This window comes from Entomoplasma freundtii, assembly GCF_002804205.1.
In the GTDB taxonomy this organism is placed as follows: domain Bacteria; phylum Bacillota_I; class Bacilli_A; order Mycoplasmatales; family Mycoplasmataceae; genus Williamsoniiplasma; species Williamsoniiplasma freundtii.
Genome location: NZ_CP024962.1, coordinates 414402 through 430658, shown reverse-complemented (window position 1 = coordinate 430658; position 16257 = coordinate 414402). Strand labels below are relative to the sequence as shown.

Genomic DNA, 16257 nt, shown 5'->3' with positions numbered 1-16257 from the left:
GGTAGACAATGTTAGAAATATCTTTTGTTAACGATACTAATATCAATATGGCTCAATGAGAAAAACTGGCTGATCAAATTATTGGCAAAGGTGTTGAGCTTTTAAATTTACACCAAGATAATTTATCCTTGACTGTTCAATTTGTCACTGAAGAAAAAGCCCAAAATTTGAATCACCAATATCGACAAAAAAATTATATTCCTGATGTTTTGTCCTTTCCTTTAGAAATGAACCCGAAAGAAGTGCAAGCAACTGGTTTTTGAGAAATCGGTGATATCATTATTTGCTTCGATGAAGCTCAACGCAAGGCTGGAAAATATAATCATACTTTAGAAGAAGAAATGGCCTTTTTAATTACTCATGGCTTTTTGCATCTTTTAGGATATGATCATGAAACTAGTTTAGATGATGAGAAAAAAATGTTTGGTTTGCAAGATGAAATTTTAGAAGGTGTTGGCTTAAGATATGAAATTCGTTTTGCCCCCGACGATTATTTAGAATTAGAACAAGAGGCTAATTAATGAGTTTTAAATCAGGTTTTGTTTCAGTTGTAGGAAGACCAAATGTTGGCAAATCTTCCTTAGTTAATAATTTAATTGGAACAAAAGTTTCTATTGTAACCAATAAAGCGCAAACTACCCGAAATAATATTCGAGGTATTTTGACAAAAGAAGATGACTACCAATTAATCTTCATGGATACTCCTGGAGTGCACACACCACAAAAAGAACTTGATAAAGTGCTTAATAGTACAGCCTTCCGAAGCATTAAAGATAGTGATGTGGCTCTTTTTGTCGTTCCGGCGAACGAAAAGATTGGTAAGAATGATTTATTACTTCTTAAAGATTTATTAAAAAAAGATGTACCAAAAGTATTGTTAATTTCAAAAACTGACTTGGTTACACCAGAAGAATTACAAACTAAAATTGCTGAATGGGCAACAATTGCACCAGAATTAGAACAAGTGATTACGTTTAATGTTGGTGATGATAATTCCAAAGCAAATTTAATACAAGCTTTGGTAGATTTAGTTCCAGAAAGTGACTATCAATTTTATCCTAACGGGCAACATTCTGATCAATCAACCCGTTTTCTAATCAAAGAAATTTTACGGGAAAACATCCTTTTTAAGGCTGGGCAAGAAGTACCACATAGTGTTGCAATTTTAGTAGATGAGCTTCAACAAACGACCACTGATATTAATATTCTAGCCACAATTATTGTGGAACGCCAATCACAAAAAGGCATTATTTTAGGACATCAAGGTGACAAAATTAAGGATATTAAATACAAAACACGTAAGGAGTTGAAACGCCTTTTTAATAAAAATATTCATTTAGAAGTGTTTGTAAAAGTTCAAGAGAATTGGCGGAACTCGCCCAGTCTCCTAAAGAAGATGGGTTATGATAAGGACAAATATTAATGTCGACAAGAAGTACTAAGGGCTTAGTACTACAAACTTGAGATTATGAAGATACTAGCAAAATTGTGACCCTTTTTACAGAAAATTGAGGGTTAGTAAAACTGCTAGCGCCTGGGGTTAATAGATTAACTTCTAAAAACCGTTATTCATTAGTCACGTTTACTTTAGGAGAATATATATTTTTTCCTACGCGAACTAAAAATAAATTATCTCGTCTAAAAACTGGCCATTTTCTTGCTGATCATTTGGCCATAACTGAGAATTATAATAATTATTTATATGCGGTAGCTCTAAGTCAAATTATCCAAGATGCTCAAAGTTGTTGGGAACCAAACCCTCAGTTGTTTTGAGATTTAAACAAAGCTTTCAATAATTTTAATGATGACTCGAAACCATTAAATACTTTTGTGCGTTTTTTGTTCTATCATTTGCCAACTTTTGGTGGTCCTAATTTATTAAATCGTTGTGGTCGTTGTTACAAACTTCTTCAGCAATATTCGTTTTTTTCTCTAAATGAATTGAAATGAGTTTGTCAAAAATGTCAAGAAAGTTTTGAAAAAAGCCAGAATCGAGATTGACTATCCTTTATTGAAAGACTCCATAATCATGATTTTTGGTCGAGTGAGGAATGTTATTTTTCTACAACCCACCTTTTAATTTTGGGGAGCGCTTTACTTGACTATTATGAACTTGTCTTAGGAATTACTAATCAACCTTTAAAGTTAATAAAGAATAAACCAATGTTCCGAAAACTAGCGCCAGAAATCTACACTGATAGTGTCTTGACAAGTGACTAGGTTATTAAGTAAAATGAAACATTGTTATCTAAATGAAAGTCGGCTTTTGTCTGACTTTCTTGTTTGTTAGGAGAATTAAATGACCAAAAATATTGATGAATTGGTAGCCCATTTAAAAGATATGGGCTTTGTTTTTCAAGGATCGGAAATCTATGGAGGGCTAGCGAATAGTTGAGATTATGGACCACTAGGGGTGGCAATCAAAAATAACTTAAAACAACTTTGATGAAGTTATTTTGTGAGCAAGAACCCTCTTAATGTCGGAATTGATTCGTCTATTATCTTAAACACTAATGTTTGAAAATCATCAGGCCATTTAAGTGGCTTCAATGACTTACTAATTGAATGTAAAACCTGCCATTCGCGTTATCGTGTTGATAAATTAATTGAAGCTTTTGACCCTAGTTTTGCCTGGGCAAAGTTATCAATTCCCGAACTTGCTGACTACATTAAATCGCAAAAATTACCTTGTCCTAATTGTGGCTCGCATAATTTTTCAGAAATTCGTCAATTTACTTTAATGTTTAAAACTAACCAAGGAGTAATTGAATCAGAAAAATCAACAGTTTACTTAAGACCAGAAACCGCCCAAGGTATTTTTATTAATTTTAAGAATGTTCAACGTTCGCAACGCAAGAAACTACCTTTTGGGGTTGGCCAAATTGGTAAGGCCTTTCGTAATGAAATTACGCCAGGAAATTTTATTTTCCGAACTCGTGAATTTGAACAAATGGAATTGGAATTCTTCTATAACCCAGAAGATGAAAAGGATTGATTTGTTTACTGAATGAACCAAGTAGAAACATTCTTGGCCCAAAGAGTAGGACTTAATCCAAAAAATTATCGATTGCACGAAATTCCTAAAGATGATCTTGCCCATTATTCAAAAAGAACGATTGATTTTGAATATCACTTCCCTTTTGGGTGAGAGGAACTTTGAGGTTTAGCCCACCGCGGAGTTTTCGATTTAACAGCTCACCAAAATGGTAGTGGTGCTGATCTAACCTATCTGGAACCGACAAAAAACCAAAAAATATTAGCTGAAGTTATTGAACCTTCAGTCGGTGTCGAAAGACTATTGCTAGCTATTTTTTGCGAGGCTTTCACTAAAGAGAAACTTGCTAACGGTGAAGAGCGAATCGTCATGAAATTACCAACTAAATTGGCGCCTTACCAAGTAGCAGTTCTACCGCTACAAAAGCAACAAAAGCTAGCAGCATCGGAGCTTTTTGAAACTTTGTTAACTAATTTCAATGCTACTTATGATGAAACGGGTAATATCGGAAAACGCTATCGTCGTCAAGACGCGATTGGAACCCCTTTAATTGTGACCTACGACTTTGATTCTGCTGTCGATCACCAAGTAACGGTGCGTCATCGCGATACAATGAGTCAAGAACGCGTAGCTATTAGTGAGTTGGATACTTATTTAAGAAAATATTTATAATAGACTTACATAAGACTTAAATAAGGAGGTGTGGCGATTTTGATTCCTCAAGAAACAATAGCGCATATTATTGAAGAAGCTGATTTGGCCGAAATTATTGGCGATTATATTCCTCTCCAAAAAAAAGGTCAAAATTATTGAGCCCTTTGCCCCTTCCATGATGATAAAAGTCCTTCATTTTCTGTTAATTCGGAGAAAAGAATCTACAAATGTTTCTCTTGCGGTGTACAAGGGAATATAATTGACTTTGTCAAGAATTACACTCATAGTGAGTTTTTAACTGCTTTAGAAATTATAAGTACTAAAATCGATTTTCCGATTCCTGAATTGAAAAACAGGGTAGTCAATTCTAAATATTCTTCCGAAGAAGAAAAACTCTTTTCCTTAAATGAAAAGGCTTTGCAATTTTACCAAGTTGTTTTAGCTTCCCAAGAGGGTTTAGCAGCACAAGAATATCTCACTAAAAGAGGTTTCAACCAGGAAGAAATGATGTACTGAGAAATTGGTTGAGCTTCATCTAAAATTAGTTTCTACAAAACAATGCTTTCTCAAAACGAAGATTTAGAACTCTTACGTAGTGCTGGACTCGTGACGTTAAAGGATGGACAGGTCTTTGACTATTTCGTCAATCGTTTAGTGTTCCCAATTAAAAACCAAGATGGAAAAATATTAGGCTTTTCTGGGCGAACCATTAACGAACAAACACCAAAATATCTAAATACTCGAGAAACAAAACTTTTTAAAAAATCGCAATTGGCATTTAATTTGGATATGGCCCTTCCAAGCATTACCATTTCTAAAAAAATTTTGGTTTTAGAAGGTTTTATGGATGTAATGAGCTTACATCAAATTGGTGTTAAAAATGCAATAGCTTTAATGGGTACTAATTTGAGTGAGTTTCATTTGCAACTTTTCAAAAAATTAAAAGTGGAAGTGCTTTTGTTCCTCGATGGTGATTTACCGGGTGTGAAAGCGTCATTAACGAGTGCTAAAAAATTGCTTAATTATCATCTTCCTGTGCAAATTATCGATAACGAGACAAAACTAGATCCAGATGACTTAGTTCATCAAGGCCAAAGCGAAACATTATGAACGATGTTGAATAATCCACAAATTCCGTTGTTCTATGCTATTGAAAAAATTCCTCAATTAGTCAATCTTCAAAAACCAGAATTATTTCGTGAATATTTAAACCGAGTTTTTGATTTTTTACTTTTAGTTACAGAACCAGTTTTAAAAGCACAAGGACTTCAAAAATTAAGCCAAAAAACCAATTTAACGACTTCGGTATTGGGGGAGAGTTACGAAAAGTTTAGAAATAACCTTAGTGGACAGGAGTTGCCGAGACCGCCCGTCGTAACAATAACGACTACTAAACGAAAACCAAAAACCTTTGATAAACAACCCGATGCCTATGATTATAGTCAAAGAGATATTTTACAATCGTTAATATCTTCCCCTCGTCATCTCGAAAAAATTGCTCGACATTTAGGAGGGGCACCCAATCCTGATTTGTATATCGTACTCCAAGAATTAATTAATGGTTATCAAAATGGAACTTACCATGCCAATAATTGAGAGGAATTAATGGCTATTCTTCAATTATCAAATTTTGATTACCAAAATCCATTTTGACAATTAGAACCACATTTACAAGCGAATTGACATGTTCGTAGTAATTTAGATAGTGCGATTCTCACCTTACAAGAGCACCATCTAATAGCCAAAGAGAAACTATACGCTCAACAAATTCGTGAAACTGATGTTGTAGAAGTTCAAAAAAAATTTTTGAAAGTGAAAGAAGAAATTCACCAAGAAATTATAGATTTAAGAAAAAAGAGGCAATAAAACGCAATGAATAAAAAAATGAATCCCCAAGAACTAAAGAAAATTAAAAATGCCGATGAGTTCAAAGAATACGTTTTAAACTTAGCAGAAAAAGAAGCAGATTTAACAATTGGTGACATCCAAGATGCCATTGCTAAATCTTTCCCCTTCTTTTCTGATGATGAACAAGAAAGCCTTTTCGAAACTTTTGAAAAAAGTAATTTAATTGCCTTTGATAATGAAGCTGATTTAGATGAAGTTGATACTGATAATGATTTAGATGTTGATGAAGATTTTGAATTAGAAGATAGTCTAGATAATTTGGAAAATATTGATTCTGAAGATTTTGAAAATGAGTTTCGAGCTCGTAAAAAGGCTGCAGATAAGGCAAAAGCTAAGGCTAAGGATGTAGCAGTAGTTAAATACCGAATTGGTGGTATTAGTAATGAGACCAAGATTCAAGATATTATCAAAGCTTATTTCAACAAAATTGGCTCATCAAGAATCTTGTCCAAAACTGAAGAAATCGTTTATGCCCAAATGTTGGAATCTGAAGATCCAGAGGAACGTGAAGAGGGTCGTCATAAATTAATTGAATCAAATTTAAAATTAGTTATTTCTGTAGCTCGAAAACACTTAAATCGTGGTTTAGATTTCTCAGACTTAATCGAAGAAGGAAATATCGGTTTAATTAAAGCTGTTGATAAATTTGATTATTCTAAAGGTTTTAAATTTTCAACGTATGCTACTTGATGAATCCGTCAAGCGATAACTCGTGCGATTGCCGACCAAGCCCGAACAATTCGAATTCCGGTCCATATGGTAGAAACAATTAACAAATTAGCTCGTATTGAGCGTCAACTGACTCAAGAACTAGGACGTGAACCAACTTCTAAAGAAATCGCCGATAAAATTGGTGGAGGCTTAACTCCGGAGAAAGTGGTAGAAATCAAAAAATTATCAATCGAACCAGTTTCTTTGGAAAAACCGTTTGGTGATGAAGATGATACTCACTTTGGTGACTTTGTGGAAGACAAAGATATGATGTCGCCTAGTCAATTTGCTGAAAAAGAAGTCTTGCGCGAAGTGATGGATGATGTGTTTGCGGAAATGAACCCTCGCGAAGAAAAAGTTATTCGTATGCGTTATGGTATCGTCCCTACTAAATTACGTGCTTTAGTCCGTTTAACGGAAGATAATTCGGAATCACGCCAAGCTTTGAAAGATGAAATTAACCGTTTAGAAATTCATTATGACACGACAGTAGAACAAGCTCGTCGTTATAATAGTGATATTATCAATGAACATTTAGCTAAATATGACTCGCCAAAAACCTTAGAAGAAGTTGGCAAAGAATTGAATGTGACTCGTGAGCGAATTCGCCAAATAGAAGCTAAGACTATTCGAAAATTGAAAATGCCAGCAAATAATAATAAATTAGGGAAGATTCTGAAAGAGTTTTATAAAGGTTAACCAAGAAAAAATAAGGCCATTTTAATAGATGAGGAAAGTTTGTGAATGAAATCCAACCGTTTAAACAGAATACTTGCTTTAGTTCCTAAAAATACCAAGTCTCTATTTGATATCGGGACTGATCATGGGTATTTGGCGATTGATTCTATTAAGCAAAGAGGCGTAAATCATGTCTATGCGGTTGATAATCGCCCTGAACCTTTAAAAAGTGCTTTCCAAAATGTTAGTAAAGCCCAATTATTGGATAAAATTACTTTAGTATTAAGCGACGGTTTACAATTTTTAACAACAAATTCCGCAGCCTTTAGTCCTGATTCTTGGTGCGTGATTGCTGGCCTTGGAAGTCAAACAATTTTGGAAATTTTGCAAAAAGATAATCCAATTATTTCGACTTATCTATTGTGTAGCAATACTAATCCTTGACAATTACGCCAATGAGCTAATGAACATAGTTTTGCGCTTACCTATGAAACATTTTTTGAAGAAAAAAATCACCCTTATTGGTTAATTAAAATTGAAAAAAAGGTCAATTGTCAAACCATCACAGACATAGAGTTCGGCGATTTTTGTTGGTATAAAAATAATTTAGCCTACAAAAATTATTTGCAAGATCTTTCCCAACATTTGCAAAAAATAACGTCGAAAATTTCTCAAGATAGGCAAAAAACGGACCATCAAAGTAAAATTAAAGCGTTAGAAAGTTATTTATCCTTATGGAATTAGTAAAAATTTTAAAATACCTTGATAAAAAATTCCCGCAAAAACTTATGGCTAAATGGGACCATTCAGGTTTACAAAATTTTCAGATTAAAACTCATCCCAATCTTGATCAGCCAATTGAAAAAGTGTTAGTTTGCTTAGATTTGACTAAAGAAATAGCGAAAATAGCAGTTAAAAATAACATCAATTTGATCATTACCCGACATCCTTTCATTTTTACCGACTTAAAAAATGAAAACCTAAATCCAAGCAAAAAGAAAATTATCAAGGATTTAATTGACCATAACATCTTAGTTTTTAGTATTCATACTAATTATGATGCATCACCGCATAATCTACTAATAACAATGCTTGAAGAAGCTTTTCCAACTAGGCAAATTAAAAATTTCGGTTTGGAAAAGGAAGGTTATGAAGTCAAATTAAAGCAAGCAATCACTCCAAAGTTTTTTCGTGAAAACATTGTCAAAATTTTTCCGACTCTCAAGCCTTTAACTAACCAAGTTTTAGCTAAGCGGGTGGAACCAATTAAAGAATTTTTGGTAGTTACCGGCTCAGGTGGTGATACATTGGTAAATAAGCAACTGACTGATGTAGTCTTTGTGACTGGTGATTTAAAATGGCATGAGTGACTTTATGCACAAGATAATCAAGTCGCCATCCTAGCTCTAGGTCATGAAATGGAAAATTATTTCGTGAAACATCTCGTTAATCTCTTGAAAAATTCTTTCCCAGAAGTAACAATTATGGAAAGTTCAATGAATATTCCTTACCAAGTTTATTCCCTTTAAAATTATAAATTCCTGTAGAAAGGGAAATATTCCTATGCCTAAATCAACTAAACCTGACGCTCTTAAAAAGGCAACTTCTAAACCCAAAATAAATGATTTTACAAATTTTGGTTTTAAAAAATTTGTTAATGAAGCACTTCGAGCTCATAACTTTAAAAAACCAACCGCTATTCAAGAAGCGGTTATCCCTCTCTTAAAAAAACACCAAAACGTGATTGCTTTAGCTCCGACTGGAACGGGAAAAACACACGCTTTTTTGCTACCGTTATTAAATAATCTTCACCAATCACCAAACGAAACCGTTCAATGTGTTATTGTGGTCCCCACAAGAGAATTGGGTCAACAAATTTTTGAAGAAACTCGGTTAATTTTAAAAAACCAACCCGATTTTAAAAGTCAATTATTTGTTGGAGGAAACGATTATCAAAAAGAAGTAGCTAGTCTAACCAATAAGCAACCGACAGTTGTTATTGGTACTCCCACTCGTCTTAAAGAACTCTATGTAGACCAAGCTCTCAAACTAACTACTGCCCAATCATTAGTCGTCGATGAAGTCGATATGATTTTTGATTATGGTTTCCTTGAAGATTTAGATTTTTTGTTAAATAAAATGAACCCCCGTCTTCAAGTGGCTTTCTTTTCCGCTACTATTTCACAAGAACTGAGCCAATTTTTGAAAAAATATTCCAAAAATTCCGTTTTCATTAACCAAACACCACTCAGACAACAAAATCCGAATGTCGAACACTTTTTAGTCGAAACTAAAGATCAAGCTTTGGCAACAACATTTAACCAATTGCTTGCCACAATTGAACCGTTTTTAGCTTTGATATTTGTTAATAGCAAGGATCAGGTTCCAGAAATAGTCAAAATTCTTCATGATTTTGGCATTAATGAAGTAGGGGAACTTCATAGTAACCTTAGCCCTCGCACTCGTGATGCGATGTTAAAACGCTTGAAAAACAATGAATTCCAATATTTAGTAGCAACTGACATTGCCGCCCGTGGCCTAGATTTTCCTGGAGCTAGCCATGTTATTTCGGTAAATTTACCGCGTGATTGACATTATTATATTCATCGTTCTGGCAGAACAGGTCGTAATGGTGCTCATGGTGTAAGTTATGTCTTAAAAACTTTTGATAACCAAAAACAAATTGATCAACTTCAGAACAAAGGCTTAAATTTTACTCTTTTAAAATTTAATCAGGGTTCTTGGCAATCAATCACAGCTAAAAAAAATAAAAAAAACCCCCAAAATCTGGATTCGGAAAGTAAGCAAGTCTTAAACCGTTACGCTAATAAAAAGGTGAAACCCGGTTATAAAAGAAAGCGTAAGGAAGAATTAGACACCATTAAGAAAAACCGTCGTCGTCAACATATTAAAGAATCTATTCAAAAAATTAAAAAAGAAAAGTACAAACAACGTCGTAGTACCCTTTTTGATGATTAAAATGTTTAAAATTAAATCGATTCGATTATAGCAAGGAATAACAACCTAAAGTGAGGTTCCACAAATATGAGGAAAATTACAATTCACGAAAATTATAGGAAAAAAATCATTACTTTAAGCGACGAAGAAGTGGAAGAAATTCGTAATTCGCCAACTTTTCAAAAAACAAAGGCCGGATTAATTACCAAAGCAGAAAATAACTTGATGTCGGCCGTTTATTTCAAAAGGGCTTTTTGAATTGATTTATTGGCAATTGCTTTTAGTGCTTTAATGACCACTATTGTTTTAGATTACTTTATTTCTAGTACTGGTAGAACTGGATTGTTTCCAGGTGGCTTGGGCTCGGTAACTCGGTTAATGGCCATTCTTACTTTTCCCAACAATATTAAATTACAAGGAAGTTTCTACTTTATTTACTACTTTTTAATCAACATCCCGTTGATGATTTTTTCGTGAATCAAACTTGGGTGACGTTTTACTATCACCACTATGATTTATATTTGCTTCACAATCCTTTTTGACCAACTTTTGAACCTTATTCCTGTCATTAACCCAACTGAGTGGCATATGATTATTGACTATCCTCTCTTACATAAAGTATCGGCTGAATGAAATGGAGCTATTTGACTCTTTGTCTTAGGTTTTTTTGGAGGTGTGCTGATTGGTTGGTCCTATGGGCTTATCTATAAAGTCGGTTCTTCAACAGGAGGAACCGACTTTATTACAATGTATTTTTCGACTAAAAAAAATAAAAATATTGGCATTATTAACCGGAACTTGAACTACATTATCGCGATTTTAATGATAATTATTAACTCGTTTACTTTAAGTGCTAGTGATATTAATTCACCAATTCGAATGACTGTTTTAAGTCACCTTTCTGAAAACCAAATTAATGCCATTGAACCAGCCGCAAAGGCTTGATGAGAGGCGAATTGGCAATATTTGGGTCTTCCTGAAGACTTTGATAGTTTATGGAAAGATGATCTGACCTTTGTCTTCCAAACTTTAGCCTCAAATAATTCCTTTACAGGCTATACTTCAAGCATGGTGCTTTTAATGCAATTTAAATTTATCTTTGGGCCCTCATTATTTGCTTCAATTATTTTAATTACTGTCCAAGCCATGGTTATCGATGCTATGTATCCAAAATATAAATTTCGTACCATTATGATTACCACCAGTGAGGATGAAAAAGTAAAAAAATTTCTCTTTGATTCAGGTTACCAAAACGAAATTTTTGAATGGAATTCAAGTGTTGAGTCAGCTCGCCAACAAATTGAAAAGAAAACCTTGATTGTGACAATTACCGTAGTTAATTGAAAATCTTTAGAAAAGGCAGTTCTTAATTTGAATCCTGATATGAATGTCAATGTCCTAAAAACTAGAAGTGTTAAAGGAAGGCTGAATATTGAGTTAAAAGATGGGCGTAAAGAAAAGTTTGTTCATAATAAATTAATGGCTAATAAACATCTTCTAAAAAGGTTAGATGATGAAGCCTTAGTTAAGACAATCAAAAAAAATATTGAAATGAATCGTAAAAAAAATTTACGGGCAGGAAAAAGCAATAATTAAAACCGTCGCTTTTGTTAATAATTGGTATAATCTTTTTGTTAAGAAATATCAAAAAGATTAAAACTGAGATGTTTTTTTGTACCCTTTTTGTAAATTAATAACTATTAGAAAAACCATTTATCACTTAGCTTTATTTGACAGTAGGAGAGAAAAATGCGATCAAAACAGTCATCAACAAATGCCAAAAATATTTTTCACTTCGTAATTGTTGTTTTTATGCTTTTGGCTTTAGTTTTTGGGATTGCTTTTTCTTCCTTGAGTGTTTCAAAAGGTGTCAAACTTGGTTCCCAATATCGTGGAAGTTTTCAAGCGGTTGTCGGTGTTTATGATGTAAACGAAAAAGAAAACGAAACTAAAGGTTTACCAAATGGGGATGCCAAAAAAGGGGCAAACATTTTACAAGATAAAATGTCTCCCTTTGCCGATGGCAGTATCAATATTACTATTGATGGTAAATCACGTTTAATTGTTACTGCGCCACGTGATTCTTATGGCAATAATCAGCAACTATTCGTTAATGCGATTCAAGCAACTGGCGGTCTCTTCATCTTTGATCAAGATAATAAAGATGTAATGCTTTCGGAGTCGTTAATGAAAAAGGCTGGTTTGGATGGCAAGATAGCTGCGAAATCACCCACTTCTGCCTTACTTGGCGAAGTGGCGGCCATCTCTAAAAAAGAAGGTTTGACTAATCGCCCCTATGTTCAATTTAAATTAGTTGAAGATAAGTTAAAAAAAATAATCGCTCCAGAAAGCGAAGGCCAAAAAGCTCCCAAATTATCAATGGTAATTGATACCACTACCATTTTAGATACAGTTCGAAATTATTTCCTTTTTGCTGCGAATGACACTAACGATAAAACTCTTGATACATATCTTGAAACTTTTATTGACGTCTTTATTAAACCTCTTTACGACAAGTTAAAAGATAATAAAGATAAACTTAGTGAAGACCAAATTGCTGTTTTAGAAGATTTTTGAACTATTAATCATTGAACAGAAACAACTAATGGTGATTGGCAGCAAGAAACTAATTCCCTAGCAAACACAAATTTTATTGCTGATTATCTGGCCTCAAATTCAGTTGCGAAATTCAAAAAACTCTTTTTTGCTGATGGCAATGCTGATCATATTTTCAAATATAAAAATGATGTCACCAAATATGCTTATGATTCTAACTCAAAAGGTGAAGACTTTGCTGAAGGTGGACGTTATGGGACTAAATTAGATATCGATGGCAAAAAAATCGGCGTTGACGTTGCTTTCAACACGTTAACTAATACCCTCTTACCATTAGTCAATAAAGATGGCAAAATTACCGATAAACTTGATGCCAAACTTTTTAATGAACATTTCCTCTTTGCAGGAGAAATTGCCGAAAATGATAAACCTGCTACTCAACAATCAGGCAATATTGCTTATATTAATGGCCAAGATTTATTAATTTCTGCTGGAACTAATACTTATGCTAAAAAGGCTGCTGCCCAAATTAGTCAAACTGGTTCAGGCTATAGTTTTCATGTTTTATCAACAACGAGCGTTGATCCGATTATTTCGAACATCATGTTTATCTTTTCTTTAGTAATTTTAATTATTATCGCAATTGTTATTGCAATCTTCATGTTGTTCTTTTACCGCCTTTTAGGTTTATTTACCATTATCATCGCGGCCATCATTGCCTCCTTAACAATTATGATGAATGTCGTCTTTGGGATTGCGATGGGTCCAGATATCTTGGCGATTATGTTTGTCATAATTGGTATGGTGATGGATTTAAGCATTGTATTGTTTGAGGCCTTTAAAAATAATATTTATCGCGACAAACGGCCAATCACTTCGGCTTTTAAAATTTCTAATCGTGAAACATTATGATTAGTAGTTGATGTTTGTTTAGCAGCCTTGTTGCCAAACATTGTTCTATTTTGAATTGGAATTGGTTTTCTCAACAACTTTGCCACAATTTTGACAATGGGTATTTTCTTTACCTTAGCCTTTGGAGTCGTGGTCTTAAGACTCTTGATTTATTTCACAATTAAGACACCAATTTTGAAGAAACATGAATGACTTTTACCCATCGATACTTCACTTGATTATCGTGGAAGTTTCTTCAAAAACTACATGATTGATTTTTATGAAGAACGTTTGGATACTTACAGTTTGAAAAATGAACTTTCAACCAAGGATCTTTTAAAAATCAAAAAAACTGAGCAAAAAATTACTGCTTTGAAAGCTTCAAATGAAAAATTAATTCTTAAACGCGAATCTAAAGAAGTTCTAAGAAGAGAGAAACAAGCGAAAAAATGAACTAAACGTTTGAATCATGCTCGCGATAAAGCTAGTTATTGAAACCAAAAAGTGCATTGATGAGCTAGTCCTTTCCAAAACTATTATAAAAACCGCGTGGACAACTATATTTTCTTGTTAAGCACTGTCACACCGAAAATCATTATGGAAGAATCTCACGAAGAAAGTTTAGAGACTTCTGGGCAAATGCTTGACAATCGGTTGGCAAAAATTGAACGCAGCACTGGTCGCGTTGGTTGAATTACTTTATTCTTCACTGGCTTATTTGGTTGCATTGCTCTTGGATTCATGTTAACAATAGGACTGAATTATTCTCCAAACTTTGGTAAGGGAACTCAGTACTATATTTACGGAACCTATATTACTGATACTTATGATATATTAGGAGCTCCTGATACTATTGAAGGAATAAATAGTGCCCCAGAAGCTGACAAAAACAAAATTATTGAAAATCTAAATAACATTAGCATTAAGAGCAAAGAATCAGTTCTTCAAAAACATAATTGGACAGATCCTAACAAAAATCCTCCTGAGGAATACCAACACGAATGACAAGCGCTTGGAGTTTATGAATCTTACCGATTCATGATCAGCAATGGTTATATGAAGTACTTAACCACCAGAGTTGCTAACGTAGACTTCAAAGATGTTAAATACGCTTTTGGTACTAACTATGCCATGATTGATCCGACTACTGGAACCTTTGAATCAAGACCATGAGTCTCAATTACGGTTACAAATAACCTAATTCCATCCAACAACGCTATTAAGGAAGCTTTCCAAGCGTTTGCAGGTCATAGCAGTGGTACATCAAAGCCACAACCGCCAAAAAATGAATATGGTGTAGTAGGAACTAGTCTTCAACCACATACTGCTGATGCGCAAATGCGTCAAATTGGCTTGACTTTCTTAATCGTTTTACTAGCCCTGTTAATCTACATGATTATCCGCTTTAAGTGAACTTATTATGTTGCTTTAGCTCTTGGTCTAGTCATTACTCTAGTCTTAACACTTTCATTAGTAATTGTTTTACGAATTCCTTTCACCATTGAAGCTTTAGCTGGCGTACTTGGCGTACTTGAATTTGCATTAATTACTGGAATGCTTCTTTTAGGAAAAGGGAAATCATTGATTATTTCAAAAAATGAAACTACTTTAGCCCGTTATTTCGAAGAAGAAATTCGTTTACAAGCAAGTAAACAAGAGGCAAGACAAAATTACAAAAAAACTTTAAAAAATCTCAAAGTAGCAAATCACGAAAGCCGTCTCGCTTTAGAGAAAACGATTCCTGAGTATAAGGCTAATCTCAAAGCTTTAAAAGCCGAACAAAGAAAGGCTTTTAAAATTGCAAAGAGAACTGGGCGAGAAAATTATGATCTTATTATTCAAAATATTAATGTTGCTATTCGCCAAGAAGCCTTGAAAAATAATTTCCTAAAAGAAATTTTTGTGGAAGTTCTTCGTTTTGGAATCTTGAGAACCATTTTTATTGGTCTATTCTACTTCATTATTGCTTTAGTTTTAACAATTACCTTACCACCAATTGCCATTATGGGCTTCACTTTAATGGTTGGGGTAATCGTAACAACGATTGTAATGTTAACAATTATGCTACCAATTTGGCTAAGATTAGAAGGTCGCCGTATCCGTTGAAAATATGGCTATAAACGTTTTGTTAATAAACTAAAAGTTAACCGGGAAGAACAAGTAGTTACTGGTTTGAATGATTAAGAAACAGTAAAGTCATACTTTTTACTACCCGACCCGACCATACCCTTACACTACTGGGAAAAAATAAATTAAAATTAACGAGAGAAAGAGGAGTTTGTAAAAAATGAAAGACATTAAAATTCAGGATTATATTACCGAGGTGCCTGACTTTCCTAAACAAGGGATTAGTTTCAAGGATATCACCCCCATTCTTAATAACCCCCCTGTATTTCACCAAGTAGTGGATGAAATGGCTCGTTTTACTAAAAGCACTGGAGCCAACATTATCGTAGCTCCTGAAGCCCGTGGGTTCATTTTTGCGGCTCCTGTGGCTTATGCTACTAACATAGCATTAGTCTTGATTCGCAAAGCCGGAAAACTTCCCCGTGCCACAATTAAAAAAGAATATGATCTTGAATATGGTAAAGCTACTTTAGAAATGCATAAAGGCGACATTAAACCAGGTGATAAGGTTGTTATTATTGATGACGTTCTTGCCACCGGAGGCACTTTAGAAGCAATTATTGAAATGGTGGAAGCCCAAGGAGCAAAAGTGGTTGGTCTAAGCGTTCTAGCTGATTTGACTTTCCTCCATGATGATAAAATTATTGCTAATCGTCAATACCAAAGTCTTGTTAATTATTAATTACTAAACATTTTTTGCACCCTCCTACGAGTTAATCGGGGAGGGTTTTATTTTACTTTTAAAATCAGTTAAAATAAGAGTTAATTAGACTAAATAA

General features: G+C 33.9%; 12 protein-coding genes. All 12 read left to right on the top strand.

Annotation, left to right across the window (positions count from 1 at the left end):
• Positions 1-8 precede the first annotated feature (8 nt).
• Positions 9-521, top strand: coding sequence for an rRNA maturation RNase YbeY (gene ybeY / locus EFREU_RS01860; RefSeq protein ID WP_100609337.1), 513 nt, complete (start codon positions 9-11; stop codon positions 519-521).
• Entirely contained in the window at positions 518-1423 is a 906-nt protein-coding gene (gene era / locus EFREU_RS01855) for a GTPase Era (protein WP_100609336.1), read from the top strand. Before ybeY ends, era begins: the two co-directional genes overlap by 4 nt.
• Positions 1423-2220 (top strand): DNA repair protein RecO, encoded by a 798-nt coding sequence (gene recO / locus EFREU_RS01850; RefSeq protein WP_100609335.1) that lies wholly within the window; start codon positions 1423-1425, stop codon positions 2218-2220. The genes era and recO overlap by 1 nt, the downstream gene beginning before the upstream one ends.
• Positions 2221-2299: 79 nt before the next feature.
• Positions 2300-3667 (top strand): glycine--tRNA ligase, encoded by a 1368-nt coding sequence (locus EFREU_RS01845; RefSeq protein ID WP_100609334.1) that lies wholly within the window; start codon positions 2300-2302, stop codon positions 3665-3667.
• Between the two features lie 30 nt (positions 3668-3697).
• Positions 3698-5515 (top strand): DNA primase, encoded by a 1818-nt coding sequence (gene dnaG / locus EFREU_RS01840; RefSeq protein WP_100609333.1) that lies wholly within the window; start codon positions 3698-3700, stop codon positions 5513-5515.
• Between the two features lie 6 nt (positions 5516-5521).
• The gene (locus EFREU_RS01835) at positions 5522-6967 is read left to right on the top strand and encodes a sigma-70 family RNA polymerase sigma factor (RefSeq protein ID WP_100609332.1); all 1446 of its coding nucleotides are present in this window, start codon (positions 5522-5524) and stop codon (positions 6965-6967) included.
• Positions 6968-7012: 45 nt separating this feature from the next.
• Positions 7013-7690, top strand: a complete 678-nt coding sequence (locus EFREU_RS01830; protein ID WP_100609331.1) for a tRNA (adenine(22)-N(1))-methyltransferase — start codon at positions 7013-7015, stop codon at positions 7688-7690.
• Entirely contained in the window at positions 7681-8475 is a 795-nt protein-coding gene (locus EFREU_RS01825) for a Nif3-like dinuclear metal center hexameric protein (RefSeq protein ID WP_100609330.1), read from the top strand. The genes EFREU_RS01830 and EFREU_RS01825 overlap by 10 nt, the downstream gene beginning before the upstream one ends.
• Positions 8476-8509: 34 nt before the next feature.
• The gene (locus EFREU_RS01820) at positions 8510-9925 is read left to right on the top strand and encodes a DEAD/DEAH box helicase (protein ID WP_100609329.1); all 1416 of its coding nucleotides are present in this window, start codon (positions 8510-8512) and stop codon (positions 9923-9925) included.
• Between the two features lie 66 nt (positions 9926-9991).
• Positions 9992-11500, top strand: a complete 1509-nt coding sequence (locus tag EFREU_RS01815; protein ID WP_100609328.1) for a YitT family ABC transporter — start codon at positions 9992-9994, stop codon at positions 11498-11500.
• Between the two features lie 153 nt (positions 11501-11653).
• On the top strand, positions 11654-15535 hold the full coding sequence (locus EFREU_RS01810) for a protein translocase SecDF, variant type (RefSeq protein WP_100609327.1): 3882 nt from the start codon (positions 11654-11656) through the stop codon (positions 15533-15535).
• 112 nt (positions 15536-15647) lie between these two features.
• Positions 15648-16160, top strand: coding sequence for an adenine phosphoribosyltransferase (locus tag EFREU_RS01805; RefSeq protein WP_100609816.1), 513 nt, complete (start codon positions 15648-15650; stop codon positions 16158-16160).
• Positions 16161-16257: the final 97 nt, after the last annotated feature.